Below are 19,673 nucleotides of genomic sequence, written 5' to 3'. Positions count from 1 at the left end.
CAGGAATGCTTTCCTTGGTTTGGAATACCGCTGCCAGACGCTCATAAAGATTTATGACCACTTCATGGAAGATTATGCCAAGAAAGTCGACTGTGGCATGAAAGCAAAAAGCATTTTGACGAAATACCATGCCGTATACAGTCACCTAAAGAACTTCCTGCAATCACGCTATCATGTGAGTGACATTGCATTGAAAGAAATTCAACCAACATTCATCACCGATTTTGAGACTTACCTGCTTGCAGAAAAACACCTGCATTGCAACTCTGTCTGGGTATATTCCTGTCCCGTCCGCATGCTACTGCACAGGGCGGTAGAAAACGGCTGGCTGATGCATTATCCATTCCCAGACTGCAGTGTGCCGAAAGAGGAAACGGAAAAAGGATTCCTTACCAAGGAGGAACTCGGACAGCTTATCAACGCCCCGAAGATGAACTTCAAGCGAACATTCATCCGCGATCTGTTCCTCTTCTGCGCTTTCACGGGATTGGCTTACATAGACCTGAAGAACCTTCGGGAGGAAAACATCGTGTCCAACCCGCTCGACGGCAGCGTGTGGATACATATCCATCGACAGAAGACAGGTGTGGAAACAAACGTCCGCCTGCTCGACATTCCTCTTCAAATCATGAAGAAATATAAAGGCCTATGCGACGACGGGCGTGTCTTTCCCGTTCCGTCCTATAATTCCTGCAAAATGATACTACGTACCGTCATGAAGAAATGCTGCATCTACAAACACATTACTTGGCACATGGCGCGCCATACGATGGCAACGGTGGTATGTCTTTCCAACGGCATGCCTATCGAGTCCGTCAGCAGCGTATTGGGGCACAAATGTATCTCCAGCACACAGATATACGCCAAGATTACCAACGAGAAACTGAACAAGGAAATGAATGTACTATCTGAAAAACTTGCTGATATTGGTGAGTTTGTCACCTCTGAGGATTTTACGTAATAGTACGAAAAATAAAAATGCTTTTATTATGACAACATCCAAACAATATATATATAAAAGGAGGAACGAACGATGAGACAACGAGACATCATTTATTTGAAAGAGAATGAATTTTGCATCACCGGTTCCGACATTTGGATGAGCGAGTGGGAACTGGCGGAACTCTTCTACGCCACGCAGGGTGAGATACGGGCAGCCATAAACCGCGTGCAGAAAGACAGCGCCATGCCAACCTGTCACAGCACGAGATATATGCCTCTTGAAAACAGTCATGCTGCCGAGGTGTATTCCTTGGAGGCCATCATCGCTATATCCTTTTATCTTCATACCGGATTTGCGGCAAAGTTTCGCAGGTGGATGATACAACGGATAATAAGAGAGAACAAGCAGGCAGCCTCTCTCATGCTTTGCATCAGTAGCGGATTGGAATGCTGAACAAACAAGAATAACGACACACACTATTCGAATACGCTATTCAAGAAACAAAATCCGAGAAACAAAAAGGAACGACAACGGGCGGACGGTTTTCACCAGAAAAACTGTCCGCCCGACTTGTTTTCTGTCATTTTGTTGTCTCTTTTGTCTCCGTAACGACGCCACAAGCTGCCACATACTACCAAAACAGACCGAGAATACTGATAATGCTATAATTTTGTAATGTATTCATTAAACAAATTGCCCATAGGTACTTACCTATTATTATATATAATTTGTAAAGTGAAAAGCTATGTCTTCCCATTTCCACTTATATGCGTTTGTATATCAGTAGATTACGATAAACCCTCTCATCTGGCTCCTTCTCTCTTATCCGCTCTTCTTTTCGACATATCATTCATGGACATATATCCTGCCCGTTGCTGGGTGGCGGACAGTTGTGTCTTGCCTTTCCGCCATCCCCTTCCTCCCTGAAATAAAGATTTATCCTCATAAATAGGTATGTAAAAGGTTGTCATCGGGAGGAAAGAACGCCGTCTAACAGTGATTCATACACATATATCTAGCGTACACAGGGCAAGCGGCGAACCATACGCAGCAGCATTTCTATACCACTCTTACACAAGTGTTTCGGAAACAAGAGAGAGGGAGGCCAGTCTTCGTTTTCTCAACGACGAATGACATGCTTATCGGCCGGTACGGGGAAATTTAATCGTTTTTAGGTATTGCGCAGTATATCATAAACGCGTATTTTTGAACTGAAATAAAACCTACAACTAAAATAAGAACGATATGAAAAAACTAACTTGGTTGGAGAAAGGCCTCTTTCTTCTGATTGCAGTACTCACATTTACCGCATGCGGCGATGACAAAGACGACCCCGTTACAACCGGTTCTCCTGAAGGAACCTATCAAGGTTGGGCTAAAGCCACATTCAAATACATGCCTTCGGGTATGGCATTGGATAATCAAAAAGTGCAGATAACAGCCAATGCTGATGGTACCGTAAAGATTGTTTATGCCTCTATGGGCGTTTTCGGCACAATGACCATCCCCTCGACCACCTTTGTGCTGAAAGACAACCAATACATTTTAGCAGGCATGGGTAAGGCTGCCATCGCTCCGCATGGTGGCGGTGCTGCTACAGAATACGATTGCAACGTGAAAGGAAGCATCAGTAAAGACAAGAAAACCTACAGCCTTATCTTTACCGTTCCTGCTGCAATGGGCGGATTGGAGATAACGGTAAACAACGGTTCGGCACCTTTACCGATGCTGGTGGCCGATGTCTATAAAGGCTATCTCACGGCTTCCTCCGCAATGTTTGCCGGCATGACCGAGAAAGACGTTACCGTATCGATAACGGCCAATGCAGACAACAAGACCGCAAAGGTGGTATTAGACGGAAAGACCTTTGGTATAAGCACGATTGATAACGTGAAAATCACCAAGAAAGATGCTAACTACGAACTCGAAGGAACAGGCAAATCGCTCATGGGAATGGGCGCTGGTCCTAAGAAAGAGTATGTCTGCACGCTGAAAGGAACCATCAGTACGACCAAGAAAGCTGCGGAACTTACCTTTACGGCACCGGCAGTAATGGGCGGATTGAACATGGTCTTCAAGCTCGGAACCCCTCCGTCTCCCTCTCGGCAGTCTGTTCACGAGGATGTGTTACAGGCTTTTGAGCAGTTCTTTGCTAACTAACCTCTGAGTTTTCACCAACGAATCACGAAACATCAATACCGACTATGAGACGAAACCTCTTACAGTCGCTATGCTTATCCATCATGACAGGGACGATTGTACTATCGTTCCTGTCATGTGATAACATCTATGACGACCCTTCCGAGGGCGACCCCTCACAACACAAAAAAGACAATACGTACACCAACATCAATGCCACAGAGTACACCAACTGGGTATATCTCAACCTGAAAAACGGGTCACAGAAAACCCTTCTCTATGACAACACGGCTGATATACCTGTCGAATGGCACTTCGCATTACACCGCTACGACTGCAAAACCAATGGCGGTGCGGCATTAGAAACGGCCTACGCTGACTTGGAGACTTTCCGACGCGATGCCGGAAACGGTACCTATGCGCGTCCGTCGGATGCTTCGTTTAAACCCGATGTCGCAGACCGCATCATTATAGATATGTCCGGCATGATGCAAGGCAAAGTGATTTATGCGAATACGCCAAAGAACAAAGAGCTAGGGAAATGGCTTGATGTAAATATGAGCACAATGCCTCCTACTTACAAGCCCTCCGAGAAAGTGTATCTCCTGCTGATGAAAGACAAGACGATAGCAGCGATTCGCTTCACAGGGTTTGCCAATCCCAACAAATACAACATCAAAGGATATATTTCCTTTGATTATATCTATCCGGTAAAATTCAAGGATTGATACCATGAATAAAAGACTTTTACCGCTGTTTGCAGTTCTGCTCTTCTTCTCAATGCGGACTTTCGCCGACCCGATACACGGCATCGTGGTAACAGATGGCAACAAGCCCGTGCCTTTTGCCTATGTGATGACTGAGGGAAAGAAATATGCCACGCAGGCAGACAAAGAGGGGCGATTCACGCTCAACGTGCCTTCGGGCGAATATACGCTTACGGCTATGCTTATCGGTTATGAACGGTGTACCGTCAAAGTGTCATCGTCGGCCACAACGGAAGTAAAAATGTATATGAAAGAAGACCTCATCAACTTAGGTGCGGTCACAGTGACCGGTACCATGACGAAGAAGACGCTGGCCAATACCCCTGTGGTAACACGGGTAATAACGGCTGCCGATATACGGAAGCTCGATGCCACGAATATCCGAGATGTACTGGAAGCAGAGCTTCCGGGCATAGAGTATTCGTATGCCATGAACCGTCAGGAAGTGTTGAAAATGCAGGGATTGAGCGGTCTCTCGTTGCTTTTCCTCGTCGATGGGGAACGTCTTGCCGGTGAGACACTCGACAATGTGGACTACAGAAGATTGAATGTAGACAACATCGAGCGTATCGAAATCGTGAAAGGAGCAGCCTCCGCATTATATGGCTCCAATGCCGTGGGGGCTGTCATCAATATCATTACAAAGTCGGCAGCTGACCCGCTGACCGTTCACCTCAACACTCATTTCGAGAGCAAATACGGTACACAACGTCACGGAGCGGAGGTAGGGTCGCGCACAGGGCGGTTCTCCAACCTGCTGAACATACAGACCGACCGGATGAAATCTTATACCGTTTTTGATAAAGGGCGTGCAGACAGCACACAAGTGTATGGCAACCGACAGTGGAACTTTAAGGACAAATTGGTCTACAAATGGTCGGACAAGACATCGTTGACGGGTAAGGCCGGCTATTATTTCCATGAGCGCAACGTGTCGGCGTATAGCAAAGACCGCTCGAGAGACTTCCTCGGAGGGCTACGCTTTGCAGGTACATTGAGCGAGAAAGACGTGCTCGATGTGTCTTATAACTTTGATAGATACGATAAAAGCGACTTCTATCCTGTAACGAAAAAAGACATACTCAACTATAAAAATGTGCAAAACTCCCTACGCGCACTCTATACCCATGCCTTCGACAAAGACCTTTTGCTGACGATGGGCGGAGATATGATGGCCAATTATCTGCAAACCTATCAGTTTGTGAATGGGGGATCACACAGACAATTCTCGACCGATATCTTTGCACAAGCTGACTGGAATATCGCTCATCATTGGAATATCGTGGCCGGTTTACGCAGCGATTACTTCTCGGGTTATGGGTGGCAACTGACACCGAAAATAGCGGGAATGTATTCGTTGAACAACTTAAAAGTGCGTGGGTCTTATTCCAGAGGCTTCAGAGCGCCTACTCTGAAAGAGATGTACATGAATTTCAATATGGCAAATGTATTCTATATATATGGTAATAAAGACCTGAAAGCAGAAACGAGCAACAGCTTTTCGACCTCCGCAGAATACGTTCATCGCAATTATTGCTTCACACTGACAGGGTATTACAACATCTTGGACAACGAAATATCTACCATCTGGAACCCTGCCTTGGATGCAGGAAAGGGCGCAATGGCCTACTACAATGTGGAAGGAACCAGCCTTGCCAGCGTAGATGCCACAGTGGTGGCACGCTATTCGTGCGGTTTCGGAGCAAAACTCTCTTACGCCTATTTCCACGAGTTCACACGTCATAACATGCCGATAACGTCTGATTCGCGGCCGCATACATTCACAGCACAGGTAGATTACAGAAAGACTTTCAAGCACTATGAGATGAGTGTTACACTCAACGGCCGTTATCTGTCGGAAGGAACATACAGTACGTTGGACACCGCGACCAAGACTTATAGAAAAACCACTTCGGCCGCATACAGTCTTTGGAGGCTTATCGTGCAGCAACGGCTCTATCAGGCCGTTCAGATTACTTTGGGTATAGACAATCTTTTCAACTATCGGCCGAAGGTATATCAATACAATTCGCCATTCACCACAGGCACCTCGTTCACCGTGGGCGTAGCCGTGGAATTGGAACAACTCTTCAAACACTTATAAAAAGATGGCATTCCGACAATAAAACGACATGATATGTGGAAGATAAAACAGAAACTTGGGTTTAAAAAACATAGAAAAATATGGTTAGGCGCACTCTTAGCCTTGTTTGTGAGCTTACTTGTGGGCTTCTATCATATATGGTTGAGCCGCACGAAAATCGCACTTGTAAACTTTCAACCCGTTATGATGCAGGCCTTATCGCAGGCCGACGATAACCCGTTCATCAAACTCTATGATGTGAAGACCGACGAGTTGGGGTCATTGGACGATTACGATGTAGTGCTCATCAACGGCATGGGGTTCAATATAACGGCCGAACAACGCCAGCAGATACAAGAGACAGCCAATGAAGGAGTACCCGTCTATACCATGATGGCCACCAATCCGGACAACGATATTTCCAATTTCACCGTAGAAGAGACAGCGCTCATACAGAAATACATGATGGGTGGCAGGCGGAAGAATAACCGAAGTCTGCTCAGTTTCTTACGTAGAAACGTGGACGGGAAGATTATTTTCACCGGAACACCGGAGAAACCGGAACAGAAACCCTCGGATTATCTCTTCTTCCCTACAGACAATGACGAGGAAGAAGAGCTGGAGTTTACCTCCGTAAGCAGCTATGAGAAATACATGAAGACGCACGGCCTTTTCAGGAAAGGTGCTAAAAAAGTGGTTGTTTCGGGTGCGGTAACCGACCCCACAGATCTCGTTCGTGCGTTGGTGAAAGAGGGATACAACGTTTATCCCGTGTCTTCGTTTATGAATATGGCAGACTTCATTCGGCAGATACGTCCCGATATGGTCATCAACAGCGCACATGGAAGGTTGGGAGACGATGTTGTGCAATACCTCAAAGCCAATAATATATTGCTTTTTGACCCAATGGATGTAAACGCATTGACCAATGATTGGGAGAAAGACCCTCGCGGAATGATGGGTGGTTTCTTGTCGCAAAGCGTGGTCATGCCCGAGATTGACGGTGCGATACGTACCACAGCACTGTTTGGTCTCACACGCGACAAGAACGGATTGCTACATCCGTACGCCATTCCCGAACGTTTGGAAACATTCATCAAGACTGTGAATAACTATTCGCGCCTTACCTCCAAGAAGAACAAAGACAAGCGGCTGGCCATCGTTTACTTCAAAGGACCGGGACAAAGCAATCTTGTAGCCAGTGGAATGAATGTAGCCCAATCGCTCTATAACACACTTTTAAACCTTAAAAAAGAAGGTTATAACCTATCTGGACTACCGGCTTCACTCACTGAATTCAAGCAACAAATAGCTCGGGAAGGTTCTTTATTTAACTCGTTTGCTGAAGGCGATGTCGCCCGATACATGAAAACAGGGCATCCACAGCTGGTGACCAAACAGGAATACGACAGTTGGACGCACGCCTCCCTGCGCAAACAAAAGATAGAAGACGTAGATAGGGAGTTTGGAAAGTTCCCCGGAGACCACAACAAACTAAAGACTGCAGATGGTCGTCTGGCCTTTCCACGCATCAGATACGGAAATATCGTCCTCATACCGCAGCCCTTGGCCGGTGAAGGGAAGGACGTTTTCAAGATTGTTCACGGAACAGACAAGGTGCCGCCGCATAGCTATATTGCCCCGTATCTTTGGATACAATACGGATTTAAAGCAGATGCATTGCTGCATTTCGGTACCCATGGCAGTCTGGAATTTACCCCGCAGAAGCAAGTGGCCTTGTCTAACAATGACTGGCCGGACAGGCTCGTGGGCGCACTTCCACACTTCTATTATTATACGATTGATAATGTGGGTGAGGCAATGATAGCCAAACGACGCTCATATGCTGGTCTGTTGTCGTATCTTACACCGGCTTTTCACGAGAGTGAGCTACGCAACACCTACAAGAACTTAGAGGATAAACTCTCTGCTTACTTCAATAATAAGGGCAATAAGCATGCCCTCGCTGTGGAAGCCAAGCAGCTTGCCATACAGTTAGGCATACATAAAGACTTGGGATTGGATGGCGATTTGAAGAGAGTTTACAACGATACAGACCTACAACGATTGGCCGATTATGCCGAAGAATTGTCCTCTGAGAAGATAACGGACACGCCTTATGTCATGGGAGTTCCCTATTCGCAGGAAGATATACGGTCTACCATTTTCTCTATGACAGTCGATCCCATTGCATATAGTCTTTATTCATTCGACAAACAGCAAGGAAAAGCACCCGCAGACCTGTATTTACACAAGGCAAAATTCAACGCCTTATATCTGAAGAAGGCCGAATCGCTGGTGAATCACTTCTATACCAATCCCTCATCGCTCACCGATGGACAGCTATTGCTCATCACCGGTCTCACCACTGCTCAACTGCAAAAAGCTCATGATATAGAAGAAAAGAAGAATATGCCTAAGGGCATGATGGCCATGATGATGGCGGCATCGCGGAAAGATAAGAAGCACGAGGGTAAAGCCCATGGCGGTATGATGGGAAAGATGGAGAGTAAGGATATGGAAGTGCCTGCTCCGTCTAACAGCCCCATAGCCAAATTCATGAGATACCAGATGCGCAAGATGCTGGCAAAGAAAGACCCTACCCGTATGTTGGCAGTGGCCAAGAAGATGGGAGCCAGCCCTGAAGCCTTGAAGAAGATGGAAGAAGGCCTTAAAAAGCAAATGGGCAACACATCAGCGGGCAGGCAGCATGCAACCGAAGCCGACGCATTAAACCCCAAGGATATTGAGTTTGCCCATGCAGTAACGGAAGTGGAGACTTCATTGAGAAACATCGGTCAGTATAAAGACCTGCTCGTAAAGAGTCCGAGTTTGGAGTTGGCTTCTCTTGTCAATGCTTTGAATGGCGGATATACTGCTCCTTCCCCCGGTGGAGACCTCATCCTCAATCCTAATACTTTGCCGACCGGTAGAAATCTCTTTGCCATCAATGCCGAAGAGACTCCTACCCCGGATGCGTGGGAGAAAGGTATCGCCTTGGCCAAGAATACCATCGACGAATATAGGAGAAAGCATCGGGGTGAATATCCTCGTAAAGTAAGTTACACTCTGTGGTCGGGCGAGTTCATACAGACAGGTGGCGCTACCATTGCACAGGTGCTTTACATGCTCGGAGTAGAACCGGTGAGAGACCGATATGGCCGTGTGAGCGACATCAAACTCATTCCTTCGTCGGCTCTCGGCAGACCTCGTATCGACGTGGTGGTACAGACTTCGGGGCAGTTGCGCGACTTAGCTGCCTCCCGTCTCTTTCTGATTACGCGTGCTGTGCAGATGGCAGCTGCGGCAGACGACGACAAGTTTACCAATGAAGTGAAAGTTGGCGTGGAAGCATCGGAACGCTATCTTATCGACAAAGGTGTTTCTCCGAAAGAAGCCCGTGAGCTGTCGCACTATCGTGTCTTTGGGGGCGCAGGCGGAGGCTATGGCACCGGCATTCAAGGTATGGTGGAACAAGGCAATCGTTGGACAAATGAGCGGCAGATAGCCGAGACCTATATCAACAATATGGGAGCCTTTTATGGCGACGAAGAGCACTGGATGAACGATGTGCATGAGGCCTTTGGGGCTGCACTCACCCGTACAGATGTCGTTGTTCAGCCACGTCAGAACAATACATGGGGCGCGTTGAGTCTCGACCATGTATATGAGTTCATGGGTGGAGTCAGTCTTGCTGTGCGTCATGTGACGGGCAAAGACCCCGAGGCTTACTTCAGTGATTACCGCAATCGCAACAATTACAGAATGCAGGACAGCAAAGAGGCCATCGGCGTTGAGGCCCGAACGAAGATTCTTAACCCATCTTACGTGAAACGTGCACTATCCGGTGGTGAAAACGCCACCGATGAAATAGCCGAAATGGTGAGAAACACCTATGGATGGAACGTGATGAAGCCTCGGAACATCGACAAGGAGTTGTGGGACGAAATCTACAATGTGTATGTCAAAGACAAGTACGACCTCGGTATCAAGGAGCAGTTTGCAAAGGTGAATCCCACTGCTATGGAAGAGATGACCGCCACCATGATGGAGACTGCCCGCAAGGGTTATTGGAAAGCTTCGCCACAGCAGTTGGCCGATATCGCCACCCTCCACACCGAACTCGTTACGCGTTTCGGCCCTTCCGGCTCATCGTTCGAGGGAAACAACCGTCCCCTGCAAGACTTCATTGCGGGCAAAGCACCTGCGGCAAGCGCAAAGACTTACCTGCAACGTAACAGGCAGATGACCGTTGCTGCGCAAGGAAAGACCAACGGTAAGAGTATGGTGATGAAGAAAGAGACAGACGAAGCTGTTGAAGATGCCGCCGAAACGAGTACTTCACTCAACGGTGTCGTCATCGTTTCCATGGTTTTTGCTGCTTTCATCGTCATGCTGTTGATTCTCCGTCGTAAACGTAAAAACGAGCGATAGGCCACTTAACCTCGTGTCATGGAACAGATTATCTATGTACTTCTGCTGTTCATCTTTCTCAACTGCGTCATGAAACTCAGTCTGTGGCAGTGGTGGCAGCGCATCATTTACTGCCTTGTCTTAGGCGGTTTTGCCTATTGGAGCATGGATTACGCCATGCTCCAATCCAAGACTCGCATAGCCGACTACCTGCAAAATACCGCTGTCTTACAAAACATGGCCATTATTGTAACCATCGAATCGGTGTTTTGTTTGGCTTTTACACTCACGTATCTGCAAAACGATGATCACACGATACGCAATAAATGGTGGGCGAAGGTGCTCTTTTGGTACCCGGGGCTACTCATGTTTCCCCTCGTATTCTACCTCCTTACCCAGACGCTTTTCGCCGTGGTGGGTGTTGATTTCAGCCTCACGGCATGGCTTTTTGCCGGCGCGGTGGTGCTTTTGCTACCACTCATTGCCGAGGGTTTTCGCTTTCTTCTGCCCGAACGCGACCATCGGGTGGAGGTTCATCTGCTGCTTTCGCTCTTTATCTGCATCCTCGGACTGATAGCGACAGAGAATGGAAAGATAGTCTACGCCGTGAAAGAGCATCCTTTCGATTGGCTCACCCTCGCATTTACCTTGGGCGGTTTCGCACTCCTTTTCGGCTTAGGGTGGCTTCTCAGCCGTTACAGATGGCTTTTTCGTAAATCATAAAATCATACATTTAACCAATGGAATATATATCACGTGCCCTTTTCGGGATAGCCAATAGTTTGCTGATTCCCGACATCATCTTGTTGATTCTCTTCTTTCTGCGCGCCCTTGTGCTGCTTGGCGGCACTTACAATGGCTTCATGCTGCGCCGCAGAAACAATCAGCGCTTCAACCATCTCATAAAAGACCTTACCCCCGACGGTATCGAAAACCTCAAGGAAAGTCTGCCGCAGAAGACCGACTCCCTGTACGTCCGTTATCTGAAAGACATGCTCGACAACGGCAAAGACCATGAGGACTATACCGACTATCTCATCACCCAATATGAAACTGAGACTGTCAAGGAGGTGAATCTATCGCGCCTGCTGGCCAAGTTAGGCCCTGTTCTCGGGCTTATCGGTACGCTTATCTCCATGAGTCCTGCACTGGTAGGTCTCTCCACCGGCGACATCTCCGGCATGGCCTACAACATGCAAGTGGTCTTTGCTGCAACGGTCGTGGGTCTGGTTATCAGTGCCGTAGGCCTGTTTACCCTACAGTTGAGACAACGATGGTTAGCCCAAGACGTAAACAACCTCGACTACGTGGCGCGCATACTGAATCAAAAGGAGGAACACCCATGAGCCGCAGGAGAAGAGGTAACCGTCTTTTAGTAGATGATGATGCCGACCCGCTGAGCGTGGTTGTCAATCTGTTCGACGTGGCCATGGTGTTTGCCGTCTCTCTGATGGTGGCCATGGTGATGCACATGAATATGACTGAGGTTTTTGGAAATGAGGACTTTACTGTGGTCAAAAACCCAGGGAAGGACAATATGGAGATAATTACAAAGCAAGGAAAGCAGATAAACACGTATAAAGCCTCGGGAGAAACCACCGATAACAATGGTGCGAAAGGTAAACGGTTAGGCACTGCTTACCAGCTGGAAAACGGACAAATCATTTATGTGCCAGAGTAAGCACACTGTCCTCCCTCCTTTCCTGTCATACCGCATGGCTATTTGAACGTTTACCAAAGGCACGGAGAATCTCCGAAAATGTTGCACGATAGGGTGCATGGATGCCCTGTTGCCGCCCTGCGATGTATGGGGCAAGTGCTGAAGCACTCGTTTTGCAGGACACATCAATACCTTATTATCATGGTGTGGGGTGCAATGTAAGTGCCGGCAGCGTATGATTGCGCAGTACCTCAAATGCGAAATATAGTGGTACGAGGTGTAATGTAAGCTCTGCAAGAGTGCAATATGGGCCCTCTACAAAACTATCACCCACGGATTCGTTCATGTCAAAAATAGTCAGTACCTTTATATTATGAAATAGAAGCTATAGTTTCCCAGTTTTGCCGACCTGCTCCTCGGTCAGCGCAAGGGTCAAGCAGGCCTTCTTCTTCCAGATAGACAGGATAATCGACTGGATTCCCATACGAAGCATTATAGCAATCGCCTATACCAAGGGCCATAAATCAAGAGGTTGTCCGGGTTATGACGGCTTGGTTTTGTTCAAGACCGTACTTCTGCATACATGGTATGGACTGAGTGACGTTGAGGTTGAGGAGCAGGTGAACGATCGCCTCTCTTACAACCGTTTCGTCGGTTTGGGTATGGAAGACGCTGTTCCCAACAGCACGACTGTCTGCCGTTTTTGGAACACACTGGTAGAGGCCGGCCTGTACGATATGATTCTCGATAAAATAAACCATAAACTTAAAGAGAAAGACATTATCGTCAGGCACGATGCCATTGTAGAGACAAGTATTATAGACACTCCCCATCGTCCCCGTGGGTGTAGGGAATATGAGGTGGTGGAAGACCATCATGAGGAGGACGGCCGAGAAACCTTGCAAGAAGCAATGCTCAAGGAAGTTGTCAAATCCAATGTGGACGAGGATGCCCGATGGAACAAGAAGATGGAAAAGCTCCACTTTGGCTACAAGCGTCATACGGTAACAGACGAGAATAGACTGGTCCTGGCCGAGGAGACAACGGCTGCCAACGAGAGCGGCATCAAGCATCTTGAAACGCCCTTGAAGAAAGCCGGCCTCCCACAAGGGAGGCCCGTCTATGCCGACAAAGGCTAGGATTTGGCTGAGAACAGGAAGACGCTCGGAAAGATGAACCTCAAAAGTCACATCATGTACAAGGGAACCAGGCGCAAGAAGATTACCAAAAGGCAACAGCGTGTCAATGTTGCCATCAGCAAGATTAGATATACGCGAGTTCGGGATAAGGAAATTCAGACAGTCGTTCCTTTGGGACTATTGGACAAGATGCTTTTATCCTGCTCCAATGTGTTTTTTGTTCATCCGCCGCGGCGGACGAATAAGATCTTCACATTTTTTATCTTTCGCCGTGGCGGAAGATGGTTTCTTTTTCATTGCATTTTCAGAGTTACTTTGGCAGGGTACACTCGTGAGGGGTCGCCGAAGAGTGCCGTTGATTCTACCATCGTACCCACATTGGGGGTTATTTTATCATGGAAAACAGTCTTCCCGTTATACGTTACCTCTATGGGACGCGAGAAATCCACCTCGCTGATGTAGAGACAGAAGCTGCCCCCGACCTTCCCTTGGCTTGTTTTGGTTTCCACGACAAAGCGGTTTCCATCGTGCTGTACGTCGAAGAACAGACTGCTCCCTTTCTCGGGTTGCAGGTTTTGAAAGCCGAGATAATACACGCCGGCAGCATAGCTGTCTTTGCCGTCGAGGTCGTAATAGCGGTAAGTTATCCGTTTCGGATAATGCCTTCGTGTGTAGTTCAACAGCCATGGAATTACTTTCGTATAATCTATTTCATGGCCTTGTCTTGCCTGCAGATTTACTTCGTGCACAAAATCTTCCGGCCACTGCTCATGCAGAGCTTTCATTTCGAGTTGCCAGATACCTGCGTAGTCGGCACGACCATATTGATAGTCCTTCTCGCCCACTTCCATTCTGAAAGCCGTATTGCGGTAATTCTGTGCCTCTCCATTTATTTTCTCGGCAGCGGCCATCGGGCCTACGCCGGCAAAATAGTCGGGCATGAAGATGCCGAGCCGCAGACTTCCGTACCCGTCTTCAGAGATACCGGTGAGATATACCTTGTCGGGATTCACCAACCCGCTAAGTACTGCCGCCTGTATCGCTTGCTTGAAAGCCACGCGCTTAGGCAGGAAATACCATCGTCCCTTGCGGTCGTCAGGCATACGGGGCACCATATAGGCCACGGGTTGTCCCTCTTGGAACACGCGATGGGCAAGGTCGAAGTTGATTTCAAACTCCTCCGTGTTAATCAGACTTTCCCACGGACCGGGCGCATCGGCATATAAACCGCCGCCATGAAGGTGGATAATCAGCGGATAACCTCTGGCAGGACGGACACCTTTGGTAAAGAGGCGCACTTTCATGCGTTCCTTTTCGGGTATTTCCCATACCGTTTCTTTATACGTTGCGTTCATTCCTGCGAAGTCGAAAACGCGTGTCCATCCCGTGTGCGCCTGCTTCCAAAGTTCCCAAATGCGGCGTTGCTGCGTACCGACATCAGCCGGTTCTATCTTCTCACGATACATTCCGACCGATGGGGCGGCAGGTATCTCGGCATCGGATATGCTCCGATAATAACTGATAATCTTGTTATCCGTGGTCGGAACTACAGGAGTATCCTCCTGTTCGGACTGCTTACAGGAAGCGCCGAGCAAGAGGATACCACAGAAAAACACGTACAGACAAATGCTATATCTGTGTCTCATACAGTTCTCAATTAAGGGTTGTCAGTGGCTTCTTGAAAGTATTTCTTGTCGTCTTCTGCCCATCCCCATGCTTTGATATAAGCATCAATGGAACCTTTCGGCACAATGAAGTGGAGGAACACGTTGCCTTTGGCATCATCAAACTGAAGGTCTGAGAAAGCATCGTACGGACTTGTCGCCTTTTTGGGTGGTGTCGTTCCTTTGAAAACGATTTCTTTCAATGCTTTGTCATAGAGAAATGCGCCGGCCTTTATTTCCTTTACGGCTGCCGGAATCACTACTTTTTGCAGTTTTTTGCAGCTCATCAGACAGTGTTTGGATATGATCTGCACTTTCTCGGGGAAAGTGAACTCCTCCAGACCGGCACCTTGGAACGCACCCTCACCCATGGTCAGCACTGATGAAGGTAATGTGATTTTGCGCAGTTTGGGCAGACCCGTAAAACCTTCTGCTTGAATATTCTCCAGCGAATTGCCGGGGAATACGAGCTCTTCGAGGTTGCTCATGTAGATAAACCACGGCCAAGCGCCGGCAATACTCTGCAGGTTGGCGGGGGCAATGAGCTTCTTGATGTTCCTGAAGTCTTTAAAACCGGTACTTTCATCCGATAGTTTCAGCGTAGCGCCGCTGATGTCGAGCACCTCGAGTGTTTTGGTTTGTTTCAGTGTATCGAAATCTTCGTCGTTGATATTGCCGCTTTTGATCGTGAGGTAACGCAACTCTTTCACATTGCTCTTCTTGAGTAGCTCGGTCAGTTTACCGGCTTCCAGCTGCTCTACCACTAATTCTCCGGGGGCAAGTGCATTGGTTCCAGTCTCGTCAATATATGCATACTTGAATTGGATATTTCCCAAAGTGCCGTCGGCTCCGTGATGGTTTGTGAACTGGAGTTTCACGTAATGACCGTCTGCTGTGCGCACAATATATACCGTAGGCTTTACAGACAGCGACATGCCCTTCATGGTGTACCATTCCGTAAAGGCGGGGTTACACATCTTTTCCACAGTGACAGGGGGCATACTGCGCAACGACATGACATTCATTTTCCTGTCGGTAAGCCATTCGTTCTTAGCGTCTCCCCCTAAGAAGGGTTTCACTGTTTTCACAGCATCAAAGTCCGTGTATCGTGTCACGTAGACAGCACCGTTGTTGGTGCGACCGTTCAACATGTCGAAAGCGATGTCCCAGCTCTTCGTTCCCGGTGTTTCTGCCGTTGTTGCATCTACCATTTGGTTTGTGGCAAACGAGAAATAAGCGAAGCCGCTCTTAGTCATTTTCAGTTACGTGCTGACCGTTCCTTGCGGACGAGGCGAGGGAGTGGGGTCGTCATCATGCGAACATGCGGTGAAAAAGAATACGCCGCACATCAAAGCACCAGCAATGCTGGATGATTTTACAAAAGTTTTCATCATGTAATGTTTAGATAATGTAAATAATTAAATGGGTTTGTTTTAAAGCGAAAATCTGTCCTAAATGTTATACCAATCTTGGCAAAGAAGAGAAAGAGGCTAAGGATAAGTCCCTGATTAGAACTTATCGGATATTAATCCTATAACCCACCGTCAGTTCAATCTGCTGATTGTGGTTATCATGTTCCACCCAATTATAGGTGTTCGTTTCGGCCTTGATGCTATTGGTCAGACTGTAATGGTATCGCAAGTCGAGCGTCATACCGAATGGAAAGTCATAACCGATACCGCCGCCCAATGCCGCCCTTTACGCTGGGATAACCCAACGCCGAGAACTTCGCATCTTCTTGATTACCCGTATAGGTGAGACCATTTGGAGAGAGGTTTGCATCTATCCGTCCGCCCAGTGAAATATGCAGCGAGTTTTTTGCCTTAAAAGGATAGAGATTGAAATAAGCGGCAAGTTCCAAATGGTGATAACGGGTAGAGAGCATGTAGGTCAATTCGTTCTTGTCCTCGTAACGAACTCGCGCTGTTTTGTTATAATAGGCGATGCCCTCTTCCACGCCCCAAAGGCTTGCAGGCTGCCTATAAAGAAGAAACAGCTCGGCGCTTGGCACGAACTGTCCTTTGTTGTCGAACGAATAATTAGAGTAATAATCCTCGCTCACCAATATCTTATCTACATGGTTATTCACGCTGTAACCGCCACCCAAGCGGGCACCGGTATTGAAAGCACTTTCCTGAGCACTTAGTGAAAGACTGGAGACAAGGAAAAGAATAAGTAAATGAGACCTTATATACATAACGGAGTAATTTTTTGTTATTGTTTTTAAGGGACTGAAGTTCCCCATTCTTCTACAAAATTAATAATTCTTTTGGAAGAAACAATATTTTCGGCAAAAATATTTCGTAGTATATTATCAAGATCTCTGCAAAAAACATTCACATTAAAATATGATAATTGAAAATCAACAAGTTGTATTGTTAATTCTGTTTTTAACAGAGTTTTACTGAGGTCTCACATTGTCCGTCCCTTTCCCTTTCGTTTCTTGCGTCGTTTCATCTTCCTGATAGAATCTTCCTCTTCGGCGTTTACGGCCTGACTGGAGGGATTAAGGATCCCGAGGCCAAAGGAAGGATTTTCATTGTCGTCTTGTATGATGAACTCTTTCTGTACCGTCTCTTCGGGGTGAAGAGTAAACGGTATGGGCTTCTCATCGGCGTAGGGTAAGGTAAAGTGCTCTTGCAGGGCATTGGCAGAGAGTTCCTTGCCCATGCGCGAGCCATTGAGTACGCAACCCGTGCGGTGGTCGATGAAAGTTGCTCCGTAGATGCGACCCTCGTCGGTGAGACGCAGCACCGTGTCGATACCCTTGGCTTTGAGCAGATTTACGAATTTTGCCCTGTGATAAGTCTCTCCGAGTGTTTGAAGTACTGCCCGTTTGGTAGGCTCAGTGAATTTCTTTTCGGCTATCTGTTTTTTCGACAAAGAAAAGCGTTTCTCGATGGCGGCATAGCTTGCGGACTTGCCGAAGAGCGATGCTTTGAAAGGATTGCCCACCTTGTTGCCTTTGTCGCCCGTTGTCGAGTAGACCAGCCCGTGATACTCCCGTCTTCCTACCTTTCCTCGCGTCTCTTCCACGTGGATGTTGTAGAGCGAAAGCAGGGCGCGGTATTCGCCCATCGACTGAAAGCAGTAACGGGTGGTAGCGGAAAGCAGTACGCTTGCGATTTGCTTTTTTACATCGCCCTTATCGATGTTTACCGTATGGGCAGCTTCACGTATCTCATTCCGTTTGCGTTCGGCAGGATGCAGGTTAAATTCCCTTTCGAGTTCCTTGCGTATGCGTTCGCTCCTACGGAAAAGAAAGTCCCTGTCGATACGTTTACCCTTTTCATCGACATTGACCGATACGATGTGCACATGGTGGCGGTCGATGTCCTCGTGCTTGACAATCACATAGGGTTGGTTGCCGTAGCCGAGCCTTTCCATATATATCTGTGCGATGTTTGCCATCTCCATATCCGTGAGTCGGTCGTCGGGATGCGGATTGAGCGAGACGTGAATCACCGTGTTGCGTGTCCTGACATTTTCGGGCATGCAGTTACAGAAGTCTCGCAGCAGTCGGGTGCAGTCCATCTGTCCGTCCCCGCCATCGAACACTTTGTTGGTGGCAAGGAGTTTTCCCTCGTCCGCATTCACCTTTTGGGCGTTGTAGGCAAGTGCGCCGTAGAGCGAACTTCCGATACTTATCTTTGCGACCATTGCTGCTCAAAGGTTTGGGTGAGGCGGATGATTTGCTGCGTAATGAGCACCAACTCCTGTGTACATTTCTCTAATTTATAAAGCAGTGCCATCGCCTTTTTCTCGGAAAAGTGTACACGCAGTTCCTTGACGACTTGGTTATAGTTGTTGCCCACGGCGCGGTATTGCGCATGAAAAGACGAGAGCTTGGTGTAATAATCGAGCAGCGTCTTGTCTGTTTTTATCACACGGAAAGGCTGCGAAAAGACACGGGCCTTGATGAAAACCGCTCGGGCATAGACACCCGATTGGTCGTACATGGAGAGCAATTTAAGCCATTCCTCGTCATCGAAACGCACCATGACGCAATGCGTCTTCCTTGTCTCCTTGGGGTGCTTGCCCCACTTGGGGGTATCACCTGCACCCCTGTTTTCATTTTCCTTTTCCTTTTTCATATTTCTGTGGATTAAGTGGTTTTGCGACTCGGCCGCCGTGCCGGTTGTTCCCCTGTATAGGTAGAACTGCCCTTCAAAGGATTTCCGACTTCGGAGAAAATGCCTCCCTCTCCTTGTGTAGAGAGGGCACCTTTCGGGAGTTACCCGAAAGCCTTTGAGTTACTCAAAGGATATCTTGCTGTGTCTTTGAGGACACAAACAACCGCCTTCGGACGGATGAGGGAGTTACCTTCAGAAGCCGTCAGGGAGAACACCGACCGACAGAGCTCGTCGCTCGGGTGCAAAATTAGGCAGAATATCCACCCGAAAACCGATAGGAACGACGCCACAAGCTGCCACGTGATTGAAAAATGATACAAGTTTGGTCATAAGTACTTTACTTTGCAAGTGCGATTGGGCAGACGCCCTTTCATAAGCGGATAAAGACTGCCGCACAAAAGTCCGTAAGCAAGACTGCGTACACTTACGGTCGTATGGAATGACCGGCGTATGGGAAAGCGCATGCCAATAAGTACGGCACCATGTTTTAGGGAAGACCGAATGTCAGGACGTCCGCACGTTTGAATGCAGGTGCTTCCGCATGTTTGAATGTGGGAATGAGGGGACAGAAGGCATAGCAGTTGTTCGCACGAAAGCACGGACGTGAATACACACGGAGCTACAGACGACTGTGACAAGTCCTATACCCGTGGGGCACAAGTCCTATACTTGTCGAGTACAAGTCCTATACCCGTCAATGGGATGTCCCAATCATATATCAAAGCATTTATG

At 47.8% G+C, this 19,673-nt stretch carries 15 protein-coding genes and 2 pseudogenes; 10 read left to right on the top strand and 7 right to left on the bottom strand.

The features are described from left to right. The 10 genes and pseudogenes from HMPREF9944_RS12440 to HMPREF9944_RS12390 all read left to right on the top strand — a co-directional run. Positions 1 to 961: site-specific integrase (locus HMPREF9944_RS12440; protein ID WP_008566714.1), on the top strand; the 961-nt coding region annotated here is incomplete at its 5' end. 72 nt (positions 962 to 1,033) lie between these two features. Continuing rightward, the gene (locus tag HMPREF9944_RS12435) at positions 1,034 to 1,396 is read left to right on the top strand and encodes a hypothetical protein (protein WP_008566713.1); all 363 of its coding nucleotides are present in this window, start codon (positions 1,034 to 1,036) and stop codon (positions 1,394 to 1,396) included. Positions 1,397 to 2,188: 792 nt separating this feature from the next. Further along, complete coding sequence (locus tag HMPREF9944_RS12425; protein ID WP_008566711.1) at positions 2,189 to 3,103, top strand: calycin-like domain-containing protein; 915 nt, start codon at positions 2,189 to 2,191, stop codon at positions 3,101 to 3,103. Positions 3,104 to 3,147: 44 nt separating this feature from the next. After that, a complete protein-coding gene (locus tag HMPREF9944_RS12420) occupies positions 3,148 to 3,810 on the top strand; it encodes an HmuY family protein (RefSeq protein ID WP_008566710.1) in 663 nt (220 codons plus the stop codon). A 4-nt stretch (positions 3,811 to 3,814) separates the two neighbouring features. Continuing rightward, positions 3,815 to 5,953: a TonB-dependent receptor gene (locus HMPREF9944_RS12415; protein ID WP_008566709.1), complete on the top strand. Its 2,139-nt coding sequence runs from the start codon at positions 3,815 to 3,817 to the stop codon at positions 5,951 to 5,953. Between the two features lie 33 nt (positions 5,954 to 5,986). Continuing rightward, the gene (locus HMPREF9944_RS12410) at positions 5,987 to 10,366 is read left to right on the top strand and encodes a cobaltochelatase subunit CobN (protein WP_008566708.1); all 4,380 of its coding nucleotides are present in this window, start codon (positions 5,987 to 5,989) and stop codon (positions 10,364 to 10,366) included. An 18-nt stretch (positions 10,367 to 10,384) separates the two neighbouring features. Further along, positions 10,385 to 11,068, top strand: coding sequence for a hypothetical protein (locus tag HMPREF9944_RS12405; RefSeq protein ID WP_008566707.1), 684 nt, complete (start codon positions 10,385 to 10,387; stop codon positions 11,066 to 11,068). Between the two features lie 17 nt (positions 11,069 to 11,085). Beyond that, positions 11,086 to 11,691 carry a MotA/TolQ/ExbB proton channel family protein gene (locus HMPREF9944_RS12400; protein ID WP_008566706.1) on the top strand — a complete coding sequence of 202 codons (606 nt, stop codon included), beginning with the start codon at positions 11,086 to 11,088 and terminating at the stop codon, positions 11,689 to 11,691. Further along, the gene (locus tag HMPREF9944_RS12395) at positions 11,688 to 12,026 is read left to right on the top strand and encodes a DUF2149 domain-containing protein (protein ID WP_008566705.1); all 339 of its coding nucleotides are present in this window, start codon (positions 11,688 to 11,690) and stop codon (positions 12,024 to 12,026) included. Before HMPREF9944_RS12400 ends, HMPREF9944_RS12395 begins: the two co-directional genes overlap by 4 nt. Before the next feature lie 388 nt (positions 12,027 to 12,414). Then, a pseudogene (locus tag HMPREF9944_RS12390) lies at positions 12,415 to 13,276 on the top strand (IS5 family transposase); the annotation flags it as partial. Positions 13,277 to 13,437: 161 nt separating this feature from the next. Here the strand turns inward: HMPREF9944_RS12390 and HMPREF9944_RS12385 are convergent. From HMPREF9944_RS12385 to HMPREF9944_RS13065, 7 genes and pseudogenes are all read right to left on the bottom strand, one after another. Continuing rightward, on the bottom strand, positions 13,438 to 14,790 hold the full coding sequence (locus tag HMPREF9944_RS12385; protein WP_008566702.1) for a hypothetical protein: 1,353 nt from the start codon (positions 14,788 to 14,790) through the stop codon (positions 13,438 to 13,440). 11 nt (positions 14,791 to 14,801) lie between these two features. Then, the gene (locus HMPREF9944_RS12380; protein WP_008566701.1) at positions 14,802 to 16,064 is read right to left on the bottom strand and encodes an HmuY family protein; all 1,263 of its coding nucleotides are present in this window, start codon (positions 16,062 to 16,064) and stop codon (positions 14,802 to 14,804) included. Between the two features lie 6 nt (positions 16,065 to 16,070). Continuing rightward, on the bottom strand, positions 16,071 to 16,199 hold the full coding sequence (locus tag HMPREF9944_RS13455; RefSeq protein ID WP_280513091.1) for a hypothetical protein: 129 nt from the start codon (positions 16,197 to 16,199) through the stop codon (positions 16,071 to 16,073). 124 nt (positions 16,200 to 16,323) lie between these two features. Next, positions 16,324 to 17,005 (bottom strand): annotated as a pseudogene (locus HMPREF9944_RS12375) (outer membrane beta-barrel protein). Positions 17,006 to 17,220: 215 nt separating this feature from the next. Beyond that, positions 17,221 to 18,468, bottom strand: coding sequence for a conjugal transfer protein MobB (mobB, locus tag HMPREF9944_RS12370; protein ID WP_008566698.1), 1,248 nt, complete (start codon positions 18,466 to 18,468; stop codon positions 17,221 to 17,223). Continuing rightward, positions 18,453 to 18,902 carry a conjugal transfer protein MobA gene (mobA, locus tag HMPREF9944_RS12365; protein ID WP_008566697.1) on the bottom strand — a complete coding sequence of 150 codons (450 nt, stop codon included), beginning with the start codon at positions 18,900 to 18,902 and terminating at the stop codon, positions 18,453 to 18,455. Before mobA ends, mobB begins: the two co-directional genes overlap by 16 nt. Before the next feature lie 231 nt (positions 18,903 to 19,133). Then, positions 19,134 to 19,271, bottom strand: a complete 138-nt coding sequence (locus HMPREF9944_RS13065; RefSeq protein WP_155814696.1) for a hypothetical protein — start codon at positions 19,269 to 19,271, stop codon at positions 19,134 to 19,136. Positions 19,272 to 19,673 lie beyond the last annotated feature (402 nt).

The sequence above is a fragment of the Segatella maculosa OT 289 genome, assembly GCF_000243015.1.
GTDB lineage: Bacteria > Bacteroidota > Bacteroidia > Bacteroidales > Bacteroidaceae > Prevotella > Prevotella maculosa.
This window is presented reverse-complemented; position numbering and strand designations above follow the sequence as displayed.

Coding starts and splice junctions, on each gene's coding strand:
- HMPREF9944_RS13065 (WP_155814696.1), bottom strand. CDS start 19,271: ATGACCAAACTTGTATCATTTTTCAATCACGTGGCAGCTTGTGGCGTC.
- HMPREF9944_RS13455 (WP_280513091.1), bottom strand. CDS start 16,199: ATGAAAACTTTTGTAAAATCATCCAGCATTGCTGGTGCTTTGATGTGC.
- mobA (WP_008566697.1), bottom strand. CDS start 18,902: ATGAAAAAGGAAAAGGAAAATGAAAACAGGGGTGCAGGTGATACCCCC.
- HMPREF9944_RS12385 (WP_008566702.1), bottom strand. CDS start 14,790: ATGAGACACAGATATAGCATTTGTCTGTACGTGTTTTTCTGTGGTATC.
- HMPREF9944_RS12420 (WP_008566710.1), top strand. CDS start 3,148: ATGAGACGAAACCTCTTACAGTCGCTATGCTTATCCATCATGACAGGG.
- HMPREF9944_RS12400 (WP_008566706.1), top strand. CDS start 11,086: ATGGAATATATATCACGTGCCCTTTTCGGGATAGCCAATAGTTTGCTG.
- HMPREF9944_RS12415 (WP_008566709.1), top strand. CDS start 3,815: ATGAATAAAAGACTTTTACCGCTGTTTGCAGTTCTGCTCTTCTTCTCA.
- HMPREF9944_RS12380 (WP_008566701.1), bottom strand. CDS start 16,064: ATGACTAAGAGCGGCTTCGCTTATTTCTCGTTTGCCACAAACCAAATG.
- HMPREF9944_RS12425 (WP_008566711.1), top strand. CDS start 2,189: ATGAAAAAACTAACTTGGTTGGAGAAAGGCCTCTTTCTTCTGATTGCA.
- mobB (WP_008566698.1), bottom strand. CDS start 18,468: ATGGTCGCAAAGATAAGTATCGGAAGTTCGCTCTACGGCGCACTTGCC.
- HMPREF9944_RS12405 (WP_008566707.1), top strand. CDS start 10,385: ATGGAACAGATTATCTATGTACTTCTGCTGTTCATCTTTCTCAACTGC.
- HMPREF9944_RS12435 (WP_008566713.1), top strand. CDS start 1,034: ATGAGACAACGAGACATCATTTATTTGAAAGAGAATGAATTTTGCATC.
- HMPREF9944_RS12410 (WP_008566708.1), top strand. CDS start 5,987: ATGTGGAAGATAAAACAGAAACTTGGGTTTAAAAAACATAGAAAAATA.
- HMPREF9944_RS12395 (WP_008566705.1), top strand. CDS start 11,688: ATGAGCCGCAGGAGAAGAGGTAACCGTCTTTTAGTAGATGATGATGCC.